The following is a 25,966-nucleotide window of genomic DNA, read 5'->3' as shown; positions in this document are numbered from 1 at the left end:
TCCTCACACAGGCAGCAGGCGGCCGACGGTCTGTTCCAGGCGGGGCAGCGTGCGCTGGCCCGCCAGGGCCAGGGTGATCGCGGCCACGACGCCCGCCCAGGCGAACGGGCCCAGCGGGGTGCAGCCGAACGCGTGGCTGAGCACCGGCGTCTGGACCACGGCGACGAGGGCCAGTGCGGAGCCCAGCGAGGTGACCTGCACCAGTCGGCTGTCCCGCCGGTCGAGCAGGGTCTGCACGAGCTGGGTGCCGACCAGCCCGCACAGCGCCATGGTGCTGGAGCGGCGGGCGGTGCCCGGGGTGAAGCGGCCGATCAGCCAGGCCGTGACCGCGCCCAGGCAGGTGGTCAGGGCCCGGTGCCGGATCTGCCGCAGCAGCGGGGCGCCCAGGACCGCGGAGGCGTCCTCCGGCGACCCGCCCCGGGCCCGTACCGTCTCCTGCCCGTCCTCCTTCTCCGTCACGGCCACCGCCATCGACGGGAACAGGTCGGTGAACAGGTTCACCATGAGCATCTGCCGGGTGGACAGCGGCGCCCGCCCGGACAGCAGCGTCCCGAGGATGCCGAACCCGACCTCGCCCGCGTTGCCGCCGATCAGGATGGCGATCGCGTCGGCCACGCTGTGCCACAGCGCGCGGCCCTCGCCGACCGCGTCGATCAGCACCGTCAGGTCGTCGTCGGTCAGCACGATGTCCGCGGCGTTGCGCGCGGCGGCCGAGCCCCGCGCGCTGATGCCCACACCGATGTCGGCGGCGCGGATCGCGGCGGCGTCGTTGGCGCCGTCGCCGACCATGCCGACCACCCGGCCCGCGTCCCTGAGCGCCTCCACGACCTGGAGTTTCTGCTCGGGTGCCACCCGGGCGACCACGCCGGCGTCGCGCAGCATCCCGGCCCGGGTCGCGCGGTCGGCCGCGGCCAGTTCGTCGCCGGTGACCACCACGGTGTCCCCGGGCCAGCCCAGGTCGGCGGCGATGGACCGCGCGGTCTGCGGATGGTCGCCGGTGAGCATCACGGGTCGTACGCCTGCCTTGTACAGCCCGGCGACCAGCGCCGTGGAGGTCTCGCGCGGGACGTCGGACAGCGCCAGCAGACCCGTGAACTCCAGTTCCTGCAGGGCATGTTCCAGGGCCTGGGACGCCTGCTCGTCCGCGCCGAGCCGCCGTTCGGCCACCGCCAGCACCCGCAGGCCGCCGCCGGCCAGCGCGTGCGCGGCGTCGGAGGCGTCCCCGGACAGCCCGGTGCAGGCGGGCAGCACGGTCTCCGGGGCGCCTTTGACCACCAGGACGGGCGGGCCGTCCCCGCCGCGGCCGACGGCGGCGGCGTAGCCGCGCGCGGCCTCGAACGGCAGCCCGGCCAGCTGCGTCCAGTCCGGATCGGGTGCCGCGGCGTCCAGCACCGCTTCGTCGGTGGCGTGCACCGGCTGCCCGGAGCCGCCGCCCAGCCGGGGGCAGGCCCGGGCGGCGGCCCGGACCGTCCGCGCCGAGCCGGGCTCGTCCACCGCGTGCACCGCGCCCTCGGCGTCGGTGGTGCGCACCAGGCGCAGCCGGTTCTCGGTGAGGGTGCCGGTCTTGTCGAAGCAGACGGTGTCCATGCGGCCCAGCGCCTCCAGCGTGCGCGGGGTGCGCACCAGCACGCCGCCCCGGCTCAGCCGCCGGGCGGCGGCGAGCTGGGCCACCGTCGCCACCAGCGGCAGCCCTTCGGGTACGGCCGCGACGGCCACCGCCACGCCGCCGCTGACCGCGTCGCGGATCGGGGTGCCGCGCAGCAGGGCCAGGCCGGTCACCGCGGCGCCGCCCGCCAGGGTCAGCGGCAGGGCCTTGCGGGTGAGTTCCTGGAGCCTGGCCTGCACGCCGCCGGCCGGCGGTGTGCGCGCGGCGAGGTGCACGGCGCGGGCGGCCTCCGTGCGGTCGCCGGTGTCGACCACGACGGCCCGGGCCTCCCCCGCGACCACGGTCGTCCCCTCGAAGACCATGCAGCGCCGGTCGGCCACGACGGCGTGCGGGGTGGGGGCGGTCTGCTTCTCCACCGGCAGCGACTCGCCGGTGAGCGCCGACTCGTCCACTTCCAGGCCCTGCTGCCACAGCAGCCGGGCGTCGGCGGGCACCACGTCGTCCGCCTTGAGCTGGATGACATGGCCGGGGCGGAGCCGGCCCGCCTCGACCGTGCGGGCGTCGCCGGCCGGGGCCTCGGCCCCGGCCGGCACCAGCCGCGCCTTCTGCTTCTGCTCCGCGACCAGCCCGGACAGCGCCCGCTCGGCCCGCAGCCGCTGGAAGCCGCCGACCAGGGCGTTCAGGTCCAGGGCGCCGACGACGAGCAGCGCGTCCACGACGGAGCCGAGGATCGCCGAGGCCGCCGAACCGACGGCCAGCACCGGGGTGAGCGGGTCCTGGAGTTCACCGCGTACGGCCCGGCCGAGCCGGTAGGACCAGCGGGCGGGCGCGGCGGCCGGGTGCCGGGTGACGCCTTCGGCCGCCTTGCGCAGCGGGGCGGTCACCGTGTCGAACGGGCCGGGCTCGGCGGCCGGTTCGTGGGCCAGCCGGTCCCGGGTCTCCTCCGGGCCCAGCTCGTGCCAGTGCACCCGGGGGCGCGGGTGCGGGGCGCGGGCCGCCGCCACGCCGAGCGCGGCACGCCCGCCGGACAGCAGCGCCGCCGCGGCACCGGCGTCGACGGGTGCGTGCCGGAGCCCGGGCAGCAGCGACCGGCGGCCGCGCCCGCCGCCGGACTCGCCGACGGCGACGAGCAGCCCGGACAGCGCGGCCCCGGAGCGGGCCAGCGTCTGGGCCCGGTGGCCGACCGTGCGGGCGGCCGGGATCGCGGTCAGCACCCGCCACACGTCGGGCAGGCCGTGCGGCGCGAGGAGGTCCGCGCCCCAGACGACCGCGCCGTCCCGGTCGGTCAGCGCGACCGCGACATCGGCGGCGCGCAGGGCGGCCAGGACGTCGTGCTCGCCGGCCGAGCACACCCGCGCGGCCACCAGCACGGCGCCCTCCTGGCCGCGTGCCTCGTACACGACGTCGTCCAGCGGCCGGCGGGCGTCGACGACCTGGTCGGCGAGGCCGGTGAAGTCCTCCAGCGCCGGGTCGTCCACCAGGACGACGCGCAGCCCGGCCCGGCGGGCGGCGTCGAGCACCGGCTCGGCCCACGGGTCGGGCTCGCCGTCGCCGGCGCGCAGGGCGCTCGGGTGCAGGACGACGGTGCCGGTCATCTCCAGCTGGCGCAGCCGCTCCGGGGCGCGGACCAGGACGCCGGCGCGGGCCAGCGCGGTGCCGAGCAGGGCGTGGAAGGCGGCCGGGCCATAGCGGGCGGCCTTCGGGGAGCCGGAGAGCACGGCCTCCGCCGCCTCGGCGGCGTTGTGCTTCACCAGCAGCGTGGCCGCCGCGCCCAGCACGCTGCCCGTGGAGGCGTGGGCCGCGTACTCCTGCGCCGGGGAGACCCGCAGCGGTGGCCGCGATGATCCGGCCGCGGCGAGGCTGACCCGGTCCGGGCCACACAGCTTGTCGTGCAGCGCGTCGAAGGCGGCCGAGCGGGCCACCGTCTCGGCCATCTGGCAGGCGCGCAGGGCGCCGTCGAGCACGAGTGAGGCGGGGGTCTGCCCGGCGCCGTGCACGGCCGCGTTCGCGCAGGCCAGCACGAGGTCGGTGCGGGAGTCGCCGATCCTCGCGCTCAGCAGGGCGCGGAAGCGGGGGTTCTCGCGCAGCAGGGTGACGGCCGCGGTCACCATCCGGGGCGAGGGCGGCAGCCGCAGCGCGTACGCGGTCAGGGCCAGGGCGGTCCCGACGGCGTCGGCGGCGAGCGTGGCCGCGGCGGCGCGCACCCCGGCCGGGTCCGCCGGGTGCGTGGTCTCCTCCACGGCGGGTCCGGCCAGGACCAGGCCGTGCCGTTCGGCGAGGCCGGCCGCGTGGTCCAGGACCCGGTCGGCGGCCTCCTGCCCGGTGGCGGTCACCACCAGACGGGCCAGTCCCTGGTCCCAGTAGGCGACGAGTACGTCGGGGTGTTCCTGGAGCGCTTCGGCCACCCGGCGCGCGAGGTGCGCGATGCCGTCCGCGTGCCGCGTCCCGTCCGGTTCCGCGGGGCGCAGGGCGAGGTGGGCGCGGGCGCCCGAACGCCAGTGGACACCGGCGCCGGGCAGCGCGTGCCGGGCCACCCGGGCGACCCGGACCGCGGTGTCCGCGCCGCGCACGCCGGCGCGCGCCGTTCCGGCGGCGGCACCGGCGGCCAGCCCGGCCGCGGGTGCCGCCGCCCGGGCGAGCAGGCGGGGCGCGGCGGGCAGCAGGCGGGCGGCCGGCGGCGCCGTCAGACCGAGCACCGTGGCCTCCTCAGAGGGTGGTGCGGTCGGGCCGCGCGGTCGGGCCGAGAGGACTGGAGGACGTCCTCACCCCGGGGGCGGACTCGGCCGGACCGGACGCCTCGCCGGGCTGGACGGAGCCCTCGGCGCGGTGACCGGAGCCCTTCTTGTGGTGGCCGGAGCCTTTGGACCGCTTGGCGGAGCGGCCCGGATCGATGGCCCGGACCGGCCCCGGAGCCTCATCGGCACCCGCGGGCACCCCGGTCCCGGCGGACGTGTCCTCGGCCGCATCCCCGCCGTGCCCGCTGTCGGCGCCGGACCTGAGGGCCGCGGTGCCGAGGTCGTGCGCGCGTTCGGGCCCGGACTCGGGCACGGACACGAGTCCGGGTCCCTGTCCGGCCGTGGGGCCGGCCGGCGCCGGCCGGGCCGGCCTCGGCTGGGTGAGCCAGGCCACCGCCGCGCCCGTGACCGCCACGGGCCACTCCACCACGCCCGCCGCGCCGAGGACTCCGGCCCCCGCGTACACCGCGATGCGTCGGCCGCGCGGCGACACGGCGCCGATCTTGTCGAGTGTCTCCTCGGCGGCCCTGCCCACCGTTCCGGCGCCGGGCACCCTGCGCAGTACCGAGGCGGCGCCGCGCAGGGGCGCCGTGAGGGCCGACGACGACTTCTGCTCAGCCATGACTCTCCTCGGGTAGATCCCCGTACCTGCTCCCCGAGTGCCCGTGACGGCGCAGGCCATCCCCGTTTTCCTCCATAAAAGCCCCGCTATGTCCGGATACGTTCCTGATCCCGTCGGCGCCACCCGTCCCCGCGCCGCCGGGGCCGCCTCACCGCCCGGGCCGGAACAGTCCTTCGGGCACGGCGGCGGCGAGGACGCGGTAGCCCTCCGGGGTGAGGTGCAGCCAGTCCCCGGTGTGCAGGTCGGCGCGGAGCCGGCCGGGAGCCGCGGGGTCGCGGACGGCCCGGTCGAAGTCGATCACCGCGTCGAAGTGGCCCGGCGTGCGGATCCAGGCGTTGACGCGCTGCCGGGTGGCCTCCCGTTCCCCGGCCGGGTCGTCGTACTGCGCGTTGCCGCCGAACGGCGTGATCGTGGCACCGTAGACCCGGATGCCCCGGGCGTGGGCGCGGGCGACGACCTGCTGGTAGCCGGCGATCAGGTCGTCGGCGACCGCGCGCTGCGCCCCGGGTCCGGCGTCGGCGGTGCCGATGTCGTTGACGCCCTCGAAGAGGATCAGCCAGTCCACCGCGCCGTGGGCGAGCACGTCGCGGTCGAGGCGGGCGAGCACGCTGGGGCCGAGCCCGTCGGCGAGGACGCGGTTGCCGCCGAGCGCCTGGTTGAGGACGGCGGTGTCCGAGGTGGCCGGGTGGCTGCGGAGGCGGTCGTAGAACTGGTCGGGCCAGCGGTCGTTGCCGTTGGTGGTGGAGCCGCGCCCGTCGGTGAGGGAGTCGCCGACGACGGCCACCGCCCGGCTGCGGGCGGCGGCCCGCACCTCGACGTCGCTGAGCAGGTACCAGTGGTCGACGGCGGTCGCGCCCGGGAGGTCCTGGTCGCGGGTGTGGTCGCCGTGCGTGAGGTACGACGTGGTGCGCGAGCCGGGGTGGGAGGTGAGCGCGAGCGACTCCTGACCGCGCGCGGTGTACGCCGTCACGGTCAGCTCGGAACCGGCGCGCAGCGTGAAGTCCAGCGGGTCGGAGACCAGTTGGGCGCCGACCGGGACGGTCGCGGAGTCCCGGCCCGCGAAGGCGACCCGGCGCAGGCTGCCCGGCTCGACCGCGCCCGCCCCGGCCCTGCCGCCCTGGGGCAGGGCGACGGTGACGGCGGTGAGCGGCAGCGGGGTGTCGCCGTAGGCGTTGGAGAAGCGCAGCCGGATGCGGGAGCCGCCGGTGGTGACCCGGACGGTCTGCCGCAGGGTGGTGTCGACGAGCACCGACTTGGCCCCGGTGTACGGCGCGGGCGGCAGGTTGGCCGGCTCGGCCTGCTGCGGCGCGGCGGTCCAGGTGGTCACCCAGTGCCGGCCGGACCCGGCGGTGGCGGTGGCGGCGCCGGCCGGGCCCGGTGTGCCGGCCAGCGCGGTGAGCGCGGAGGCCGTGACGACGAGGGCGAGGACGAGCACACAGGTGCTGAGCACGGTGGCGAACGACGTTCTGCTGCGCGGTTTCACGGGGGCCTTTCCGGGATGCGGTGAACTGGCGGGAGAGAAGGGCTGACGGAGGCGTGGGAGGACGAGCCGCCGGGGCAGTGACATGCACCGAGACGGCGGGCACAGGCGGCACGGTGGTGACCGCGGGCCTGGGCACACGCCGGCACGGTGACGACCGCGGGCGCGGTCCGGGAGCGTGCCGCACCCCGGAGCGGCGCGGCGCGGGAGCGCCCCGTGCCCGGAGCCGCGGGGTGCGGGAGCGCCCCAGAGCGGCAGAGTGCGGGAGCGCCCCGGAGCGGCGGGGGTGCGCGCCCCGTCCCACGGCCGCGCGGCACGCACCCCGGTGGGTCAGCCGGTCGTGCAGGCAACGCCGTTGAGGCTGTACGCGGCCGGTGCCGCGCTGTTCCCGGTGTGCGTGGCCTGGTAGCCGATGGTCACGCTGGCGCCGGGTGCGAGGGTGGCGTTGTACGCGGCGTCGGCCGCCGTCACGGCGCCGGTGCGGCCGCTGTAGACGGCGTTCCAGCCGTTGGTGAGGGTCTGGCCGGCGGGCAGGGAGAAGGCGAGCTGCCAGCCGTTCACCGGGGTGGTGCCGGTGTTGGTGACGGTGACGGACGCGGTCAGCCCGGTGCTCCAGGCGCTGACGGAGGCGGTCACCGCGCAGCCGGCGGCGGGGGGCTGGGGGGTGGTGGTACCGCCGTCGAGCCCGAAGAAGGCGAGCGCGCGGGAGGCCATGCCCCAGCTGTAGAGGTTGTGACCGACGCCCTGGAGGCTGATCGCCTCGACGGGGGCCTGGTCACCGGTGGCGCCGTAGCGGGTGCGGGTCCAGCCGGCGGCGGGGGTGTCGGTGGCGGCGGGGGTCGGGCTCACGCCGAGCACGTTCGTCCACTGCTTGATCTCCTCACCGAAGTTGGGGTAGCGCAGGGTGTCGTCCTCGGTGCCGTGCCACAGTTGCACGCGCGGGCGCGGCCCGGCGTAGCCCGGATAGGCGCCGCGCACCAAGTCGCCCCACTGCTGCGGGGTGTGGGTGAGGGTGCCGCCCGAGCAGGTGCTGTTCCACTCGGAGCCGTCGGTGGTGGCGAAGCAGCCGAAGGGCACACCGGAGAAGGCGGCGCCGGCCGCGAACACGTCGGGGTAGTCGCCGAGCAGGACGTTGGTCATCATCGCGCCGGACGAGATGCCGGTGACGAAGACGCGGCCGGTGTCGGCCGCGTAGGTGCGGACGGTCCAGTCGACCATGGAGCGGATGCCGGCCGGGTCGCTGCCGCCGTCGTGGCGCAGTGCCTGCGGCGAGGAGACGTCGAAGCACTTGCTGGCCCGGGTCACGGACGGGTACACGACGACGAAGCCGTGCTGGTCGGCCAGTGCGGGCCATTCGGTGCCGGAGTACATGGCGGAGGCGGAGCCGCCGCACCAGTGCACGGCCACGACGACCGCCGGGTGCGGGGCGAGGTGCTCGGGGACGTAGACGTACATCTGGAGGTTGCTCGGGTTGGCGCCGAAGCCGGTGACCTCCGTCAGGGTGGCCGTGGGCACGGCGCGGGTGCCGGCCTCGGCCGGGGGCGCGGCGAGGGCCAGGGCCGCGAGGAGCGGCAGCAGGGCGCCCAGCAGTCCGGCGAGTGCGGTGCGGAGACGGGTTCGTGAGCGGTGCGAGGTGGGGGGCACGTCACCTGGTCCCTTCTGGTCACGGCTCGTGCGGGGGGCGTGGTTGCGGACGGAACACCGGCATCGTGGCATGGACACGCAAGCCATGGAAGCGCTCCCACCAGACTTCCCGGGAACCGGGCGAGACTGCGCGACAGGTTGACTAGAAAGCGCTTGCACTCTACGGTCCGTTCATCAACGTGACCGACCGGCGCACAACAGGGCGAGGTCGGCCACCACATCGCACGATTGCGTTCCAGATGTTGTACGTCATTCACGTACACAACCCCTCCCCACAGAGAAGGGACGCACCCCCATGCACATCAGAACAGCTTCGAGCGCGGCGGCCACGGCCGTCGCGCTGGCGGCCGCGGCCGTCCTCGCGCTGCCCCACCCGGCCGGTGCCGCCGACTCCTCGCCGGTCGGCTTCGGCGCCGGGACCACCGGCGGCGGCAGCGCCCCGGCGGTGACCGTCTCCACGCCGGCCGCCTTCAAGGCCGCCGTGACCGGCGGCACGGCGAAAGTGGTGAAGGTGAGCGGCCTGATCCCGCTGAGCGGGCAGGTCGACATCGGCTCCAACACCACGGTCCTGGGCGTCGGTTCGTCGTCCGGCTTCACCGGCGGCGGACTGCGCCTGAAGCAGGTCGGCAACGTCGTCCTGCGCAACCTGGTCATCACCAAGGCCGTCAAGACCGACGCCATCACCGTGCAGGCGTCCACCAAGGTGTGGATCGACCACAACTCCCTGTCCTCCGACCGCGATCACGGCAAGGACTACTACGACGGCCTGGTGGACGTCACCCACGGCTCCGACCAGGTCACCGTCTCCTGGAACGTGTTCAAGGACCACTACAAGGGCTCGCTGGTCGGCCACAGCGACAACAACGCGGCCGAGGACACCGGGCACCTGCACGTGACGTACCACCACAACTGGTTCGACCACGTCAACTCCCGCACCCCGAGCCTGCGGTTCGGCACCGGGCACTTCTACGACAACTACGTGGTCGGCGCGGAGACCGGCGTGCACTCCCGCATGGGCGCGCAGATGCTCGTCGAGAACAACGTCTTCCGCGACACGCAGGTCGCCGTCACCACCAGCCGGGACAGCGACGTCGACGGATACGCCGTACTGCGGGGCAACGACCTCGGCGGAGCCGCCACCGAGATCTCGCAGACCGGCACCTTCACCACACCGCCGTACGGCTACACGGCCGAGCCCGCCTCCGGTGTCGTCGCCTCGGTGACGTCCGGCGCGGGCGCCGGGAAGATCTGACCCCACTCGGAAGAAGGCATTCGGGACATGACCTCATCAGCGACCTCGCGCGGTCTGCTGGGCGGCCTGGCCACCCTCGGACTCACACTTGGCATGCTCATGACCTCCGGTGCGCCGGCGGGCGCGGCCACCTGGCCCTCCGCCAACGGCAGCCAGGCGGTCTCCGCCACCATCTCGGTCTCCGGCACCAAGGACTACGGGCTGAAGCGGCTCTACGGCAGCGGCGACCTCGGCAGCGACAGCCAGGACGAGGACCAGGGCCCGCTGCTGGAGCTGGCTCCCGGCACGGTCCTCAAGAACGTCATCATCGGCTCCCCGGCCGCGGACGGCATCCACTGCCTCGGCAGTTGCACGCTCCAGAACGTCTGGTGGGAGGACGTCGGCGAGGACGCGGCCACCTTCCTCGGCTCCTCGTCGTCCAACGTCTACACCGTCAGCGGCGGCGGGGCGAAGGAGGCCAGCGACAAGGTCTTCCAGTTCAACGGGGCCGGCACGCTCAACGTGTCGGGCTTCGCGGTGAAGAACTTCGGCACCTTCGCCCGCTCCTGCGGCAACTGCAAGACGCAGTACAAGCGCACGATCAACCTCAGCGGCATCGAGGCGACCTACAAGGGCAGCAAGCTGGTCGGCATCAACACGAACTACGGCGACAGCGCGACCCTGCGCAACATCACCATCGTCGGCGACACCGGCAAGAAGATCATTCCCTGCCAGAAGTACATCGGCAACAACGCCGGCAAGGAGCCGACCACGAACGGCTCGGACCCGGACGGCACCTACTGCAAGTACGCCGGCTCGGACATCACCTACAAGTGAGTCCCGCCGGGCCGGGCCGCATCCGGCGGCCCGGCCCGGTGACGCGTTGGCCGTCCGCGCGCGGCCGGGTCACCAGCGGCGCGTCTCCCCGAAGAAGTCGGGGATCTCGATGGCGGTGCCGTCGCGCCGCGCCCGCTCCAGGACGAAGGCGCCGACCGCGAGGTCCAGGACGCCGAGGCCGAACGGCGAGAAGACCACCGGGCGTTCCGCGTCGGGCGTCACCTCGCCGTTCAGTACGCCGGCCAGCGTGCCGGTGACGAAATCCCGCGAGCCGGTGGCCTGTTCGGCGAGGTGCGGCGAGGTGTCGGCCTTCAGGCAGTGGTCGACGTCGTCCAGGATGTTCTGGGCCGCCAGCACCACCTCGGGCGCCAGGTCGCGCAGCGAGATGTGCAGCACGAGCTGGCCGGGTTTGAACGGCGTGGTGACGTACGGCTTCAGTGCCGTGGTCGCGAACACGACGGTGTCGGCGGCCAGGGCTTCGCCGAGGTCCGTGGTGAAGGCGGCGGGCGCCCGCCCGGTGGCGCGCAGGTGCTCGACCAGGGCCTGGCCGGAGGGTTCGTGCAGGTCGTGGACGAGCCAGGAGCCGGGAACGCAGTCCGCGGCGTGCAGGTAGTCGCAGATGTTGCGGGCGATGACTCCGGCGCCCACGACCGCGATCGTGCTGCCCTGGTACCCGGCGGGCCGCAGCGTGCGGGCGGCGAGCGCCGCGGAGGCGGCGGTGCGGGCGGAGCTGATCGCGGCGGCTTCCAGACAGGCCACGGGATAGCCGGTCTCGTAGTCGTTGAGGACGAGCACGGCGGAGGCGCGGGGCGCGCCGGACCGGGTGTTCTCGGGGAAGCTGGCGATCCACTTGATGCCGGCGACGCCGGACTCGGGGCCGAGGAAGGCGGGCAGCGCGATGATGCGGGAGTCCGGCTTCTCCGGGAAACGCAGGAAGTAGCTGTCGGGATTGACGGTCCGGCCGGCCTCGTGGAGGCGGTAGGTCCGGTCCACCAGGTCGATGATGTCGCGGCGGCCGTCGCGCAGCACATCGCGCACAGTGCCGCCCGGGACGATGTCGAACGTGAACACCCTGTGTTCCCCCCGGCTCGGGATCTCCGCTGCCATCACATTCCAGACCGCGGAACCGGGTCCGCGCGGCGGGGTCGGCGCCGCGGCGGAGGGTGTCCATCGGTCAGCCTCACGAAGACGCCACTCTGGCATGGCCCGACCTGCCTGACAAGCACGTGTCCGGCAACCGCCGTTGTCCGCAGGCGTGTTCGGCGGGCCGTGCGGGACGCTCCTGCCGGTCAGCTCCCGGCGTCCCGCGCTCCGAGGAAAGCGGCCAGTTCCCGCCGGTATCCGGCGTACGCGGCGCGCAGTTCCCCTCCCGGCCAGTCGGCGGGCAGCAGCGCGGGCGGCAGGACCGGGTCGGCGAGCAGATGGCGGACGGCCGCCGCGTAGGCGCCGAGCCGGTCGGCCGGCTGGTCCGCGCGGCTCGCGCGGGCGAGCAGGGCGCGCGCGGTGGCCGCCCAGCCGGCCAGCGGCCAGAGCCGGGCGGCCAGCTCGCGCGGCGGCTCGCCGGGACGGGCCGTGTACGTCAGCGCCACCCGGTGCACCTCGGCGGGCAGCGGGCGGTCGAGGTTGGCCGGGCGCAGCCACACGCCCTCGCGCAGTTCGGCCAGGCGCAGCGCGGCCAGCCGGGCGCGCAGGCCGGCGCGTTCGGCGGGGCCGCGGCCGGTCGCCGTGATCACCACCATCTCCCAGTCGCCGTCCCACACGCGTGTGCGGGGGTGTACGGCGTCGTCCTGGCGGCGCTGGCGGTCCAGCAGCCGGTCGCTGAGCCGGTAGAAGCCGTCCGCGCGGCGCAGGTCCCCGGCGGCCACCATCCGGCTCAGCGCGGCCCGCAGCGTGGAGCCGCCGACCCCGAACGGCTCCACCAGCCGGACCAGGTCCTTCACCGGCAGTCGCGGCGGGTGCGTGCCGAGCAGCAGGCTCAGCACCACCGACCGGGCGGACAGCGGCCGCGTCCCCGCCGGGTCCGGTTCCGCCGAAACGTTCATGCGCATGGGTCCGTACTGTACGTGCCACCCGTTGTTGCAACATTGCTACGACCGCGGAAAGAGTGCAACATGCTGGGTATGGTCTCGCTTCCCGCGCAGCCGCAGCCGCAGTCCGTCACGCACGACGTCACCAACCAGCCCCCGCCGCTCGCGCCGTATGACGCCTCCGACGACCCGGCCCTGCTGGAGGGGCTGCGCCGGGAGGGCGCGGACTGGGCGGAGGCGGACGTCCGGCGGCTGGGGGCGCGCGCCGGCAGCGTGGAGGCGCAGGAGTGGGCCGGGCTGGCGAACCGGCACGAGCCGGTGCTGCGCACCCACGACCGCTACGGCCACCGCGTCGACGAAGTCGAGTTCCACCCCAGTTGGCACCACCTGTTGCGGACGGCGGTCGCCGAGGGCCTGGCCGGCACCCCGTGGGCCGACGACCGGCCGGGCGCGCACGTGGCCCGGACCGCGGGCGGCCTGGTGTGGGGGCACACGGAGGCGGGACACGGCTGCCCCACCTCGATGACGTACGCCGCCGTGCCCACCCTGCGCGCCCAGCCGGATCTCGCCAAGGTGTACGAGCCGCTGCTCACCAGCCGGGAGTACGACCCGGAGCTGCGCGTCCCCGCCGAGAAGCCCGGACTGCTCGCCGGGATGGGCATGACGGAGAAGCAGGGCGGCTCCGACGTGCGCTCGAACACCACCACGGCGACGCCCACCGGCGAACCGGGCGTGTACACGCTGCGCGGGCACAAGTGGTTCACGTCGGCGCCCATGTGCGATCTCTTCCTGGTGCTCGCGCAGGCCCCGGGCGGGCTGTCGTGCTTCCTGGTGCCGCGGGTCCTGCCGGACGGCAGCCGCAACACCTTCCGCATCCAGCGGCTGAAGGACAAGCTGGGCAACCGCTCCAACGCCTCCTCGGAACCGGAGTTCGACCGGACGGTGGCCTGGCTGGTGGGCCCGGAGGGGCGGGGCGTGAAGACCATCATCGAGATGGTCAACTGCACCCGGCTGGACTGTGTGATGGCCTCGGCGACCCTCATGCGCAAGACGCTGGTCGAGGCCGGCCACCACGCCCGGCACCGCAGCGCCTTCGGCGCCCGGCTGCTCGGACAGCCGCTGATGCGCAACGTCCTGGCCGATCTCGCGCTGGAGTCGGAGGCCGCGACCGCGCTCACGCTGCGGCTGGCCGGCGCGGCCGACCGCGCGGTGCGCGGGGACGCCGGGGAGCGGGCCTTCCGGCGCGTCGCCACCGCCGTCGGCAAGTACTGGGTCACCAAGCGCGGCCCGGCCTTCACCGCCGAGGCCCTGGAGTGCCTGGGCGGCAACGGCTACGTCGAGGACTCCGGGATGCCCCGGCACTACCGCGAGGCCCCACTGCTGTCGATCTGGGAGGGCTCCGGGAACGTCAACGCGCTCGACGTGCTGCGCGCCCTCGGCCGGGAACAGGACGGCGCCCAGGCGCTGTTCGCCGAACTCGCCCTCGCGCGCGGGGCCGACGCCCGCCTGGACGCGACCGTGGCCGCGCTCAAGGACCAGGTGGCCGGAACCGATCAGGCGGGCGCCCGCCGGCTGGTCGAGCGGATGGCGCTCGCCCTCCAGGCGTCCCTGCTCGTCCGGTACGCCCCGCACCCGGTCGCGGACGCCTTCTGCGCCTCCCGGCTGGGCGGCGACTGGGGGCACGCGTTCGGCACCCTGCCCGCCGGCACCGGACTCGACGCCATCCTGGCGCGCGCCCTGCCCGCCGGCGACTGACCCCTGCCGCGGGTGTCCGCCACCGCCCTGCCGTGGCCGGTGACCGCCGACGGATCGCACACAGTCAGCGGCCGGACGCGTACCGTTGTCGGTGCCGTGGTGCACACTCGCGATCAGGTGGCACTCGTCTGGGGAGGACAACGTGTTCACGGGGATCGACGAGGTCGACTGGGCCTCGCTGCGGCACGCGCACGGCAGCGCGGAGGATCTGCCCGGCCGGCTGCGGGCCCTGGCGTCCGCGGACACCGCCGAGCGGGCGACCGCGCTCGACGGGATGTACGGCGCGGTGCACCACGAGGGCAGGGTGTTCGACGCGACGCCGGCCTGCGTCCCGTTCCTGTTCGCGCTGGCGGCGCGCGAGGAGGTGCCGGACCGCGGCGGCATCGTGGAACTGCTGGTCAGCATCGGCGGGGAGGGCGAGGAGGAGACGGCGCGGGACCCCCGCGCGCGGGCGGCGGTGTGCGCGGGCGCGGAGACGTTCGCCGTGCTCGCCGGGGACCCGGACCCCGCCGTGCGGCGGGCGGTGGCCGGGGCCCTGGTGCGCTTCCTGGACGAGCCCGCGCGGGTCCTGGAACTGCTGCGGCGGCGGCTGCGGGCGGAGCACGACGACCTGGTGCTGCCGGCCCTCGTCGACGCGCTCGGCCTGTTCGCCCGCCGGCACGCCGCGCACGCCGCCGGCGCGGTGGACCTGCTGGCCGAACGGAGCGCACCGCCCTACCCGCCGGGTCTGCGGCTCGCGGCGCTCGGCCGGCTCGCGCTGGTGGCGCCCGGCCGGCTCCCCGCCGACCTGGTGCCGACGGCGGTCCGGCTGCTGCGGCAGCGCTCCGCGCAGCGCCGGCAGGCCGGGGAACACCCCGGCCCGGACACGCTGGTGGGCCGGATACGGCGGCTGCGCCCCTCCGACGAACAGGGCGCCACCCTGCTGCGCACCCTGCACGGCGCGCTCGGTGACCGGGTCGACGACCGGATCGCCCTGCTCACCGGCCAGCTGACCAGTCCGGACCCGGTGGACCGGTGCAACGGCGTGTGGATGTCGGCGGGGCTGTTCCGCGGCTGGCGCGGCGCGTACGACGCTCCGGTGCGGCTGCTCGGGGACCAACTGGACACCGAGGAGGACCGGTTACGGGACTCGGCGGTCTCCGTGCTGGCGGAGCTGTACACCCTGGCCGCACCCGCGGCGGACGCCCTGCACGCGCTGGTGACCGCCCGGCCCGACCTGTGGACCCACCGCTGGGAGCGCTGCCCGCCCACGCTGGGCGGTCCGCTGAAGGCGCTGGTCAGAAGCGGCGATTCGCGCGCGGTCCCGGCCCTCGCCCAGTTGCTGGCGGGTCCGGCGGCACCCGAGGAGCTGGGCCGCGAGGCGGCGCACCTCGGCCGGGCCGCGGCCCCGCTCGCCCCCGCGCTGCGCCACCGGCTCGCCCGCATCCCCCTGGCCTCGCCCGCCGCCGCCCGGCTCGCCGCGCCGCTGCTGACGGCGCTGGGAGCCATCGGGGACCAGCATGCCGTGCCCGAACTGCTGCGGCTGCTCTCCGGGGCACCCGGCGGACCGGGCGCGCGGGACGCGCTCGTCCCCCGGCTGATCGGGACACTGACGGAGCTGGGCGCCGCGGCCCAGGCGGCACCGGCGCTGCGCGCTCTGCTCACCACCCGGCACGCGGCCACCGCGGCGGGCGCGCTGTGGTCGGCGGACGGCGACACCGGCGCCGTCCTCCCCGTGCTGCTGCGCGAGTTGTCCCACGGCGACGCGCGGATACGCCTCGGCGCCGCACGCCAGCTCGGCCGGCTGGGCCCGGCCGCGCGCCCCGTGCTGCCCCTTCTGCACCGGCTCGCACGGTCGGAGCCGCTGCCGGAGCGCGTACCGGTCGCGTGCGCGCTGTGGCACATCGGCGGGGACCCGGAGCCGGTCGTGCCCGTGTTCCGTGCCGCCTGGCCGGCGGCGCCCGGCACCCGCCTGTCCATCGCCGACTGCCTGACCGCGATGGGCCCCGCCGCCGCGCCGCTGCACGACCTGCTCACCACGGAACTGAGCAGCCCCCGCCGCCACACCGCCCACCGGTCCCCGGACACCACCCACGCCATCCCCGACGACGAGGAACTGCTGCGCAGGTGCCGGGGGGTGCTGGGGGGACTGGGGGGCTTCAGAGGGGACGGGTGACAGGTGTGGCTGCGACGGTGGACCGGTGACTGCCGCGTGCGGGCGGTGAGCCGGGTGGGCTGCCGCGCCCGGGGCGGTGCGTTCCGGTGGCTGCCGTATCCGGGCCGACGGGGTGCCGCGCCCGGCCGGTGAGCCCCGGTGACTGCCGCGCCCGGGGCGGTGGATGCCGGTGACCTGCCGCGCCTGGGCCGGTGAGTTCCGGTGGCTGCTGTATTCGGGCCGGCGGGGTGCCGGTGGGCGCCACGCCCGGCAGGTGGGCCCCGGTGAGCTGCCGTACCCCGGCCGGTGAGCCCCGGCGGGCGCCACGCCGGACCGCTGGGGCCGGTGGCTGCCGCGCCCAGGCCGGTGGGGAGCCGGCGACTGCCGTATCCGGGCCGCTGGGCGCCGCGCCCGGCCGGTGAGCCCCGGTGACTGCCGCGCCCGGGGCAGTGGGTCCCGGTGAGCGCCACACCGGGCCGATGAGTCCCAGTGACTCCCGTGCCCAGGGCGGTGGATGCCGGTGGGCGCCGCACCGGGTGGGTGCCGACGGCTGCCACCCCCGGCCGGTGCGTCCCGGTACCCGCCGTACCGGGCCGGTGGGGCACCGCTGGCTGCCGCATCCGGCCGGTGAGCCCGGTGACCTGCCGCGCCCGGGGCGGTGGGTGCCGGTGGCCTGCCGCGCCCGGCCGGTAAGTCCCGGTGGACGTCGCCCCGGACCGCTGGGGCCGGCGGCTGCCGCGCCCAGACCGGTGGGGAGCCGGCGACTGCCGTATCCAGGTCGGTGGGGCGCCAGGCGGGCGCCCCACCCGAACGCTGAGTCCCAGTGACCTGCCGCGTCTGGGCCGGTGGAGTGCCGGTGGCTGCCGGACCCAGGGAGCCGGTGACTGCCGTATCCGGGGCGGTGGGGCGCCGGCGGGCGCCGCGCCCCGCCGGTGAGTTCCGGTGGGCGCCGGGCCGGTGGGTGCCGTGCCCGGGGCCGGGGGTGCCGATGGCTGTCGTGCTCGGGCGGGTTCCGGTGGCTGCCGCGTCCGGGGTGGTGGGGTGGTCCCGGGCGTGGGGTCAGACCGTCCGGCCCCACTGGGGGCCTAGGCGGGCCCATTCCGTGTCCCACTCCTGGAGGCGGCGGCGTTCCAGACGGCCGCGCAGGGCCAGGCCGCCGACGCAGGGGACGGCGGCGGCGCTGACGCCGACCAGGATGCCGATCAGGGTCGCCCGGAACGCGGCCTCGGCGGCGGAGGTGGGCCTGTTCACGAGCCGGTCCCGCCGGTCGGTCCACACGGTGACCGGCGTACCGGCCTCGGCGCCGGGCTGCATCCGGACCTGGCCGGTGTGCGCAAAGCCGTCGGCCGCCGTCCAGCGGACCCGGACCCAGACCCGTCCGCCGCCGGAGGAGCGGCTGTTGCGCGCGGCGGCCGTGTCCGGGACCTTCTCGGCGACCCGGGCCGCAGCGGGCCGCCGGCCATCCCGCTCCCGGGCCAGTGCGTGCTGCACCGAACCGGCTGCCGCGAGGCCCGCCAGCACCCCGCCCAGGACGGTCAGCAGACAGGCACCGAGCACCACCCAGGCCTCCACCACGTCGGCCCGGCGCTTGAGCGGGTTGCGCCGCCAGCGCCACAGCCACGCCTTCGGACCACGGAACGCCTTCAAGGGCATCCTCCTCACGAGCGCACCGACCGGCCGGACCGCCCTTCTCTACGGAAGGGATCGCTCCGTTGCTCACGACGAGCCGTTACCCGACGGTCGCACGGCACACCCCTCTCGCGCAGGTGCTCGGCGACGGAACCGGCCGATCTTGGCCACCCGGCGGCGACACAGGCCCTGACCTGCGCGGACGACCGTTGTGGGGGTGATTGTCAGTGCTGGGGTGCACACTGGCCGCTATCTGATGACAACCCGGACAAAGGCGTCCCGGAGGTGACCGGCATGGCCGAGGTACTGCTCGCGGTGGGCACCCGCAAAGGCCTCTTCATCGGACGGCGACGGGGCGGCGGCCCCTGGGAGTTCGACGAAAGTCCGTATTTCAACGCACAGGCCGTGTACTCGGTCGCGCTCGACACCCGCGAGCCCCGGCCCCGGCTGCTGGCCGGCGGTGACAGCACGCACTGGGGCCCGTCGGTCTTCCACTCCGACGACCTCGGCCGCAACTGGACCGAACCGGCACGGCCCGCCGTGAAGTTCCCCAAGGACACCGGCGCTTGTCTGGAGCGCGTCTGGCAGCTCCACCCGGCCGCCGCCGAGCCCGGCGTGGTGTACGCGGGCACGGAACCGGCCGCGCTGTACCGCTCGGAGGACCGCGGCGAGAGTTTCACGCTGGTCCGGCCGCTGTGGGAACACCCGACCCGCTCCCGGTGGGTGCCGGGCCTGGGCGGTGAGGGCCTGCACACGGTGCTCACCGACGCACGCGACCCGCGGTCCGTGACGGTGGCCGTCTCGGCGGCGGGGGTGTACCGCACGACGGACGGCGGCGCGAGCTGGTCGCCGTCCAACTCCGGGGTGTCCGCGGTGTTCCTGCCGGACCCGTACCCGGAGTTCGGCCAGTGCGTGCACAAGGTCGCCCGGGACGCGCGCGACCCGGACCGGCTGTACCTGCAGAACCACTGGGGGGTGTACCGCAGCGACGACGCGGGTGCGCGGTGGACCGACATCGGCGGGAACCTGCCGTCCACGTTCGGCTTCGCGGTGGCCGCGCACCCGCGCCGGGGCGGCACGGCGTACGTCTTCCCGATCAACGCGGACGCCGACCGGGTGCCCGCCGGACGCCGCTGCCGGGTCTTCCGCACCACCGACGCGGGCGGGTCGTGGGAGCCGCTCAGCGAGGGACTGCCGGCGGAGGACCACTACGGCACGGTGCTGCGCGACGCCCTGTGCACGGACGAAGCGGACCCGGCCGGGGTGTACTTCGGCAACCGCAACGGCGAGGTCTTCGCCTCGGCCGACGACGGCGAGAGCTGGCGGCTGCTGGCCGCGCACCTGCCGGACGTGCTCTGCGTACGGGCCGCGGTGATCGGATGACGGCACCCGCCCCGCCCGCCGGCGAGGACAGGCGCACGGGCGGACCGGCGGCGCGGCGGACGCCGGGCGGGCTCCGGCCAACGGTTGATCGCCGACGGGTGTGCGGCAGTAGGGTGACGCCCGTGGCACCACGACCCTTGCATGAAATCGTCGAACCGGGCTGGGCGAAGGCCCTGGAACCCGTCGCCGGACGGATCGCCGTGATGGGCGACTTCCTGCGCGCGGAGATCGCCGCCGGACGCACCTACCTCCCGGCCGGACCGAACGTCCTGCGGGCCTTCCAGCAGCCCTTCGACGAGGTGCGGGTCCTGATCGTAGGCCAGGACCCGTATCCGACCCCGGGGCACGCGGTGGGGCTGTCGTTCTCCGTCGCTCCGGAGGTACGCCCGCTGCCGCCCAGCCTGATCAACATCTTCCGGGAGCTGCACGCCGACCTGGGGCTGCCCCAGCCGTCCACCGGGGATCTCACGCCGTGGGCGCAGCAGGGTGTCCTGCTGCTCAACCGGGCGCTCACCACGGCGCCGCGCAGCCCGGGCGCGCACCGCGGCAAGGGCTGGGAGGAGGTCACCGAGCAGGCGATCAAGGCGCTGGCGGCACGCGGCAAGCCGCTGGTGTCGATCCTGTGGGGCCGCGACGCCCGCAACGTGCGTCCGCTGCTGGGCAGTCTGCCGGCGGTGGAGTCCGCACACCCCTCGCCCATGTCGGCCGACCGCGGTTTCTTCGGTTCGCGCCCGTTCAGCCGGGCCAACGACCTGCTGATCCAGCAGGGCGGGCAGCCGGTGGACTGGCGTCTGCCGTGACCGTCCCCGGGTATCTCGCCGTGGACTCCGGCGGTTCCGGCCTCCGGATCGCCGTCGGGGTGCCGGGGCGGGAGCCCTCCGCCCGGCGGGAGACCCGGGAACCGGTCCGCACCGGTGCGCGGGGCCTCGACCCGGACCACCTGTTGGAGCAGCTCGTCCCGGTGGCGCGCGCCCTGGCCGCGGAGGCGGGACTGGACGCGCTGGGCACGGCCGTCGTCGGGGCCGCCGGGTTCGCCAGCCTGGGCGACGCCCTGCGCGCCGAACTGCCCGGCGCGCTCGCCCGGGAGCTGGGGGTGCGCGGTGTGGCGCTCGCCGCGGACGCCGTCACCGCGTACGCCGGCGCCCTCGGGGCGCGGCCCGGCGCCGTGCTGGCCGCGGGCACCGGAGTGATCGCGGTGGGCACGGACCTGACGGGCTGGCGGCGGGCCGACGGCTGGGGGCATCTGCTGGGCGACTGCGGCGGCGGTGCCTGGATCGGGCGGGCCGGACTGGAGGCCGCGCTGCGCGCCCACGACGGCCGGGACGGCGGTTCCGCACCGCTGCTGGCTTGCGCGGAGGAGCGGTTTGGCCCGGTGCGCGGCCTGCCCGGCCTGCTCTACCCGCGGGACGACCGGGCCGCCGTACTGGCCTCGTTCGCGCCCCGGGTGGCCGAGTGCGCCGCGCACGACCCGGTCGCCGCGGACATCCTGCGCGCGGCGGCCCGGCACCTGGCCGATTCCGCCGCCGCCGTGTGCCCGGCGGACGGCGCACCCGAAGTGGCGCTCACCGGCGGTCTGTTCCGCATGGGCGAGCCGCTCCTCGCGCCCGTGCGGGAGGAACTGACCCGCAGGCTGCCGCACGCCCGGCAGGTGCCGGCCGAGGGCGACCCGCTGCACGGCGCGGTGCGGATCGCGACGGATCTGGCGGCGGACCGGCTCCTCCTGCCGGACGAACCGGCGCTGCTCTGCGTGACCCGTACCGGAGGTGACTGAGCTTCCGGCATGAGCGGTTCTGCCCCGGTGCGGACCATGTGCCCGGCATGTGCCGGAACGGGGGTGTCCCGCCCGCGTAACTCATCAGACAAAACCGGACGGATACCGCTCACCTGCACCCTCCCCGAACGCCGGAGCGCAGGAAACCAGTAACATGCGGCGCCATGAGCTCCCCCACTGGACCCGCGTCCGGCCTGCCCGTACGAATGCCGCGACCCCGCCAGCCCGGACGGCACCGCCGCCCGGAACCGCTGGTGGCTCCCGAGGGCGCGCCCGCGCTCGTCCTCGCGGTGCCCGGTGCGCCCAGCCCCGCCACGCGCAGCCTCGCCGAGGAGGTCGTGAGCATCGCCCGCTCCGAACTGCCCGGCCTGGACGCCCGGATCGGGTATGTGGACGGGGACGACGCCGAGTTCCCCACGCTGCGCTCCGTGCTGGCGCGCACCGCCGGTGAGCGCACCGCGCGGCGCGAGCGGGCGGCCGCCGCCGGGGTCGAGGGAGCCAAGGAGTCCGACGGCCCGGACGCCGTCGTCGTTCCGCTGCTGGCCGGTCCGGACGGCGCGCTGCTGCGCCGCGTCCGGCAGTCCGTGATGGACAGCCGGGCCGCCGCCGAGCTGACCGATGTGCTGGGCCCGCACCCGCTGCTCGCCGAGGCGCTGCACGTGCGGCTGTCCGAGGCGGGTCTGGCCCGCGCCGACCGGGCCCGGCTGTTCACCGTGGCCACCGCCGCCGACGGCATCGTCCTGGCCACCGTGGGCGGCGAGGAGGCCGTGCAGGCGGCCGGCATCACCGGCATGCTGCTCGCCGCGCGCCTGGCCGTGCCGGTGATGGCGGCGGCGCTGGACCAGGAGGGTTCCATCTCCTCCGTGGCCGAGCAACTGCGGTCCGCCGGTTCGCAGCAGCTCGCCCTGGCGCCGTACCTGGTCGGCCCGGAGATCGAGCCGGGGCTGCTGGCCGCCGCGGCCGAGGAGGCGGGCTGTGCCACCGCCGAGGCGCTCGGCGCGTACCCGGCGATCGGCAAGCTGGCGCTCGCCAAGTACACGACGGCGCTGGGCATCGCCCCGCAGCCGGCGCAGGGCGCACCGGTCCGCTGACGCCTGCGGCCACCGGCACGCGGTCTCCGTACCGCGCCGGCCACCGGCACGCGGCATCGGCATCCGTCCCGCGAAAGGGCCCGCTCCTGTCCGGAGCGGGCCCTTCGCCGTGCCCCGGGCGGCGTGGTCCGGCCGGGGGGCCCGGTGTGTTCAGCCGAAGACGACGCAGGAGGCGGCGGGGACGCGTACGGAGCCGTCGTAGCGGGGCGTGCCCGTGGCCGTGTCCACGGCGAACCAGGACACGTCGCCGGAGCGCTCGTTGGCCGCGTAGAGGTAGCCGTCGTGATGGGCCAGCGCGCGTGGCCAGTGCCCGCCGCAGGGCACCGTGCCGGTCAGCCGCAGCCCGTCCGCCTCGACGGCGAGGACCGACAGGACGTCCTCGCCGCGGGTCGCCGTCCACACGAAGCGGCCGTCGGGCGAGACGGCGATCCCCGAGGGGTAGGCGTCGCCGACCGGTGCGTCGCGCAGCACGGGGACCTCGGTGAGGGGCTTGAGCGAGCCGGTCGGGGCGTCCCAGCGGCACACGGTCACGGTGGGAGTCAGCTCGTTGACCACGTAGGCGTGCTCGCCGTCCGGGTGGAAGGCCAGGTGGCGCGGCCCGGAGCCCGGGCGCAGGGCGAACTCGCGGTGCACGGCGGGGCTGCCGCCGACGAGCGTGCAGACGCGGACGGAGTCCGTGCCGAGGTCGACGCTGACGGCCCACCGGCCGCTCGGGTCGGGCTGCACCTGGTGGGCGTGCGGGCCGCGCTGGCGCCGGTCGTGCGGGCCCGAGCCGGTGTGCTGGAGCCGTCCGGAGGGCGCGGCGGCGAGCGTGCCGTCCGGGCGCACGGGTACGGCGGTGACGCTGCCGGAGCCGTAGTTGGCGGTCAGCACATGCCCGGCGTACACGCCGAGGTGGGTGGGTCCGCTGCCGCCCACCGGCACCGGTGCGCCGGCGGGTTCGGGGCGGTCGCCGGTGACGCGGTAGGCGGCGACGGCTCCCTCGGCCGTCTCGCTGACCGCGTAGAGGGTGCGCCCGTCCGGTGCGAGGGCGAGGTAGGAGGGGTCGGGTACGTCCTTGACGGCGGCGCCGAGGGTGAGGGCCCCGCCGTCCGCCGCGAGCCGGGCGGTCACCAGGCCGGGGCCGCCCGCCGCCGTGAACGATCCGATGAACGCCCGGCGTCCGCCCGCCCTGCCGTCCTGTGCCACCGCTGTCCCCTCTCGGTCGAGCCGGTCGTGCCGCTCCGGGGCCGACGGTAGCAGCCGACCGGTAACGGTCTAGACCAAGAGGGCGGGCCGGCCGGGCGGTTCGTCACGCGGTGCCTCTCGCCGCCGACCCCGCTCAGGCACGGACCAGCCGGGCCCCGGCGGGCCTGCGCAGCGGCTCCGCGAGATCGGCGAGGGCACGCTCCAGACCATGCAGATGGACCAGCGCGGGACCGTGCGGACGGGACAGGGCGAGGTGGTCCGCGGAGTCCGGCATGGGGTTGTGCACGGGGGTCGGGACGGGGCGGGGCGCGGGAATCGCTACGGGGGCGCTGTGCGCCTGGGCCGGGGTGGGGTCGTGCGCGGGGGCCGGGGTGAGGTCATGCGCGGAAGCCGAGGCGCGGGCGGGGGCCGGGACCGCCGCGGACCCGGACGTAAGAGCCGGCGCCAAGCCATGCGACGAGGCCGCAACGGACCCCTGCGCGGAGGTTGACGCCAGGCCAGGCACAGAGGCCGAGGCGGCGCCGTGCGCCGGGATCGCCGCGAGGCAGGATGCGGAAGCCGGCGCGAGGCCGGACGCCGCCACCACCGCGGACCCGGACCCAGAAGCCGACGCGAGACCAGGCTCCGCCACCACCGCAGACGCGGACCCAGAAGGTGCCGCCACCACCGCGGGCCCGGACCCAGAAGCCGGCGCGGAAGCGGGCACGGAGGTCGGGGACGGGTTTGCGGCCGGGTGGGGCGTCGGGGTGGCGCGGCCCGCGGTGAGGGCCTCGACCGCGGCCTCGACGCGCCAGCAGGCGGCGGCCAGCCGGGCGTCGTGGGACGCCTCCGGGTCGGCGGCGACCGCCACCAGACCACGGATCTCGCGGGCGCAGTCGTCCAGCAGCGCCAGCACCCGGCGGGCCCGCGCCTTGCGCGCCGCCAGCGGGTTCAGCGGGTGCACCAGCGGCGCCACCGACAGCCGCACCCGGCCGAGCAACTGCTCCAGCTCGGCCACGCGGGGCGCCGGGTCGGCCGTGGCGGAGCCGGCCAGGCGGGCCGCGGCCTCGGCGGTGCAGGCGTGCACACAGCGCAGCGCCCGCTGGATCCAGGCGTCGGTGGTGGCGTGCGTGGTGACCGGCAGGACCAGGGCGACCGCGAGCGCGGCGCCGAGCGCGCCGACGGCGGTCTCGGCGAGCCGCAGCCCGAGCAGCCCGGGGCTGAGGACGCCGAGCAGGCCGTAGAGGAGTTCGGCGAGCAGGGTCACCCAGAGCATCATCCAGGTGTAGGAGACGGCGGCCGTGTAGAAGATGCCGACGACGCAGACGGCGACGAGGCCGGCCGTCGGCACGGGCGCGCCGTGCACCGGGACGGCGACGAGGAAGCCCAGCCCGATGCCGATCACCGTGCCGAGGACCCGGCGGAAGCCGCGCACCAGGGTCTCGCCGCGCGAGGCGGTGTTGACGAAGATCCACCAGGTGGCGCCGACGGCCCAGTACCAGCGCTGTCCGGACACCAACTGGCCCAGGAGGAGCGCGAAACCGGCGCCGGCGGTCGCCTGGACGGCCTGCCGGGTGGTCACCCGGGCCAGCCCGGTGCCGCCGGGCGGGGCGGGTACGGCGGCCGGGGGGAGCCGGCGCTCGTAGCACCACATCCCGAACCGTACGGCGGCCGCGGTGGCCACGGAGAGCAGGACGGCGGCGTACAGCTCGGGCAGCCGGGCCGGGGTGGCGTGCAGGAACTGGGCCACGAAGAAGGTCATGAAGGCGAACACGCCGAGGCTGTGTCCGCGCGGGCCCCACCGGCGGGCGTAGACGCCGGCGCCGACGACGGCCAGGAACGCCAGGTCGCGGGCGACGGGCCGGTCGTGCAGCCCGGCCGCGACGGCGAGCACCGGGAGCCCCACGGCGGGCAGCAGGGCGGTGGTGACCGCCTGGCCGCGCACGGTCGGGTCGGCGACGGTGAACAGGGCGAGGAGCGCGGCGAGACCGCCGGTGACCGCACCGGCGAGGGAGTGCCCGGCCAGGAAGCAGACCACGACCGCCGGCCCGATGCCGAGGACGGCCCGCGCGGCGAAGCGCAGCCGCGCCCGTCCCGGGTCCGGAGCCACGAACATCCTCTTCAGCACTTGCCACCCTCCCCTGGGAGACCACCGGTACGGAAAAGGCGCCGCGGGGATCCGCAGCGCCATCGACACGTCCATGAGAGCATCACCGGCGTCACTGGCTCAAGTCCGGCCCGGATCGCCATGCCATTGGCCCAGCGGCGCACCGTAACGAGCGTTCACCGGAATGCCAACGGACCAGGTCCGGGGGCATGCGCGGGTGGTCGGCGGCTGAGCCATTGGTACAGTCGTCCGTCATGGCCGTGGACACCCTCGACACCCGAATCCTGCGGCTGCTCCTGGAGCAGCCGCGCACCAGCGTGCGCGAGTACGCCCGGATCCTCGGCGTGGCCCGCGGCACGCTCCAGGCCCGGCTGGAGCGGATGGAACGGGAGGGCGTGATCACCGGCACGGGCCCGTCCCTGTCCCCCGCCGCGCTGGGCCATCCGGTGCTGGCGTTCGTGCACATCGAGGTCACCCAGGGGCACCTGGACGACGTGGGGGACGCGCTGGCCGCCGTACCGGAGATCGTGGAGGCGTTCTCGATCACCGGTGGCGGGGATCTGCTGGCCCGGGTGGTGGGCCGGGACAACGCGCATCTGGAGGATGTGATCCAGAAGCTGATCAGCCTCCCGGGCGTGGTCCGCACCCGTACCGAGGTGGCGCTGCGCGAGCGCGTGCCGTTCCGGCTGCTGCCCCTGGTGGAGTCGGTGGGCCGGGCGGCCCGCGGCTGACCCGCCGGACCCGGCG

18 protein-coding genes are annotated in these 25,966 nt (G+C 75.9%); 9 read left to right on the top strand and 9 right to left on the bottom strand.

The features are described 5' to 3' along the window. Positions 1-3: 3 nt before the first annotated feature. The 4 genes from ACZ4SV_RS09030 to ACZ4SV_RS09015 all read right to left on the bottom strand — a co-directional run bounded on the left by ACZ4SV_RS09030 (position 4) and on the right by ACZ4SV_RS09015 (position 8,087). Entirely contained in the window at positions 4-4,302 is a 4,299-nt protein-coding gene (locus ACZ4SV_RS09030; protein WP_468002720.1) for an HAD-IC family P-type ATPase, read from the bottom strand. 10 nt (positions 4,303-4,312) lie between these two features. Then, entirely contained in the window at positions 4,313-4,963 is a 651-nt protein-coding gene (locus ACZ4SV_RS09025) for a hypothetical protein (RefSeq protein WP_365882323.1), read from the bottom strand. A 148-nt stretch (positions 4,964-5,111) separates the two neighbouring features. Then, positions 5,112-6,446, bottom strand: coding sequence for an SGNH/GDSL hydrolase family protein (locus ACZ4SV_RS09020; protein WP_468002719.1), 1,335 nt, complete (start codon positions 6,444-6,446; stop codon positions 5,112-5,114). 327 nt (positions 6,447-6,773) lie between these two features. Continuing rightward, a complete protein-coding gene (locus ACZ4SV_RS09015; protein WP_468002717.1) occupies positions 6,774-8,087 on the bottom strand; it encodes an extracellular catalytic domain type 1 short-chain-length polyhydroxyalkanoate depolymerase in 1,314 nt (437 codons plus the stop codon). A 295-nt stretch (positions 8,088-8,382) separates the two neighbouring features. Between ACZ4SV_RS09015 and ACZ4SV_RS09010 the strand changes: the two genes are divergently transcribed. After that, on the top strand, positions 8,383-9,339 hold the full coding sequence (locus ACZ4SV_RS09010; RefSeq protein ID WP_365882328.1) for a pectate lyase family protein: 957 nt from the start codon (positions 8,383-8,385) through the stop codon (positions 9,337-9,339). 27 nt (positions 9,340-9,366) lie between these two features. Further along, complete coding sequence (locus ACZ4SV_RS09005) at positions 9,367-10,155, top strand: pectate lyase (RefSeq protein ID WP_468002716.1); 789 nt, start codon at positions 9,367-9,369, stop codon at positions 10,153-10,155. A gap of 69 nt (positions 10,156-10,224) precedes the next feature. Here ACZ4SV_RS09005 and sbnB read toward each other — a convergent pair whose 3' ends face one another. After that, the gene (gene sbnB, locus ACZ4SV_RS09000; protein ID WP_365882332.1) at positions 10,225-11,226 is read right to left on the bottom strand and encodes a 2,3-diaminopropionate biosynthesis protein SbnB; all 1,002 of its coding nucleotides are present in this window, start codon (positions 11,224-11,226) and stop codon (positions 10,225-10,227) included. A 218-nt stretch (positions 11,227-11,444) separates the two neighbouring features. Beyond that, a complete protein-coding gene (locus ACZ4SV_RS08995; protein ID WP_468002714.1) occupies positions 11,445-12,203 on the bottom strand; it encodes a PaaX family transcriptional regulator C-terminal domain-containing protein in 759 nt (252 codons plus the stop codon). A 72-nt stretch (positions 12,204-12,275) separates the two neighbouring features. Between ACZ4SV_RS08995 and ACZ4SV_RS08990 the strand changes: the two genes are divergently transcribed. Both ACZ4SV_RS08990 and ACZ4SV_RS08985 read left to right on the top strand, forming a co-directional pair. Continuing rightward, positions 12,276-13,937, top strand: a complete 1,662-nt coding sequence (locus ACZ4SV_RS08990) for a DNA alkylation response protein (protein ID WP_468002712.1) — start codon at positions 12,276-12,278, stop codon at positions 13,935-13,937. Positions 13,938-14,079: 142 nt separating this feature from the next. Beyond that, positions 14,080-16,092 carry a HEAT repeat domain-containing protein gene (locus ACZ4SV_RS08985; protein WP_468002710.1) on the top strand — a complete coding sequence of 671 codons (2,013 nt, stop codon included), beginning with the start codon at positions 14,080-14,082 and terminating at the stop codon, positions 16,090-16,092. 1,038 nt (positions 16,093-17,130) lie between these two features. On the opposite strand, the gene ACZ4SV_RS08980 is transcribed toward ACZ4SV_RS08985, so the two are convergent. After that, positions 17,131-17,724 (bottom strand): Rv1733c family protein, encoded by a 594-nt coding sequence (locus tag ACZ4SV_RS08980; protein ID WP_468002708.1) that lies wholly within the window; start codon positions 17,722-17,724, stop codon positions 17,131-17,133. Between the two features lie 270 nt (positions 17,725-17,994). Here ACZ4SV_RS08980 and ACZ4SV_RS08975 point away from each other — a divergent pair, with 270 nt between their 5' ends. The 4 genes from ACZ4SV_RS08975 (at position 17,995) to ACZ4SV_RS08960 (ending at position 21,945) form a co-directional block, all read left to right on the top strand. Further along, positions 17,995-19,083 carry a WD40/YVTN/BNR-like repeat-containing protein gene (locus ACZ4SV_RS08975; RefSeq protein ID WP_468002706.1) on the top strand — a complete coding sequence of 363 codons (1,089 nt, stop codon included), beginning with the start codon at positions 17,995-17,997 and terminating at the stop codon, positions 19,081-19,083. A 122-nt stretch (positions 19,084-19,205) separates the two neighbouring features. After that, complete coding sequence (locus ACZ4SV_RS08970) at positions 19,206-19,883, top strand: uracil-DNA glycosylase (RefSeq protein WP_365876442.1); 678 nt, start codon at positions 19,206-19,208, stop codon at positions 19,881-19,883. Next, positions 19,880-20,854, top strand: a complete 975-nt coding sequence (locus ACZ4SV_RS08965; RefSeq protein ID WP_468002703.1) for an N-acetylglucosamine kinase — start codon at positions 19,880-19,882, stop codon at positions 20,852-20,854. The genes ACZ4SV_RS08970 and ACZ4SV_RS08965 overlap by 4 nt, the downstream gene beginning before the upstream one ends. A 164-nt stretch (positions 20,855-21,018) precedes the next feature. Next, positions 21,019-21,945, top strand: a complete 927-nt coding sequence (locus tag ACZ4SV_RS08960) for a sirohydrochlorin chelatase (RefSeq protein ID WP_468002701.1) — start codon at positions 21,019-21,021, stop codon at positions 21,943-21,945. A gap of 150 nt (positions 21,946-22,095) precedes the next feature. Here ACZ4SV_RS08960 and ACZ4SV_RS08955 read toward each other — a convergent pair whose 3' ends face one another. Together ACZ4SV_RS08955 and ACZ4SV_RS08950 are read right to left on the bottom strand one after the other, a co-directional pair. Continuing rightward, positions 22,096-23,133: a lactonase family protein gene (locus tag ACZ4SV_RS08955; RefSeq protein ID WP_468002699.1), complete on the bottom strand. Its 1,038-nt coding sequence runs from the start codon at positions 23,131-23,133 to the stop codon at positions 22,096-22,098. Positions 23,134-23,266: 133 nt separating this feature from the next. Then, the gene (locus tag ACZ4SV_RS08950; protein WP_468002697.1) at positions 23,267-25,240 is read right to left on the bottom strand and encodes an FUSC family protein; all 1,974 of its coding nucleotides are present in this window, start codon (positions 25,238-25,240) and stop codon (positions 23,267-23,269) included. A 233-nt stretch (positions 25,241-25,473) separates the two neighbouring features. Between ACZ4SV_RS08950 and ACZ4SV_RS08945 the strand changes: the two genes are divergently transcribed. Beyond that, positions 25,474-25,950, top strand: a complete 477-nt coding sequence (locus ACZ4SV_RS08945) for an Lrp/AsnC family transcriptional regulator (protein ID WP_365876432.1) — start codon at positions 25,474-25,476, stop codon at positions 25,948-25,950. The last annotated feature ends 16 nt before the right edge of the window (positions 25,951-25,966 follow it).

The organism is Streptomyces sp. NPDC027672 (genome assembly GCF_055566335.1).
Note: the sequence above shows the minus strand (reverse complement) of the source record. Positions and strands in the feature narration are given on the sequence as shown.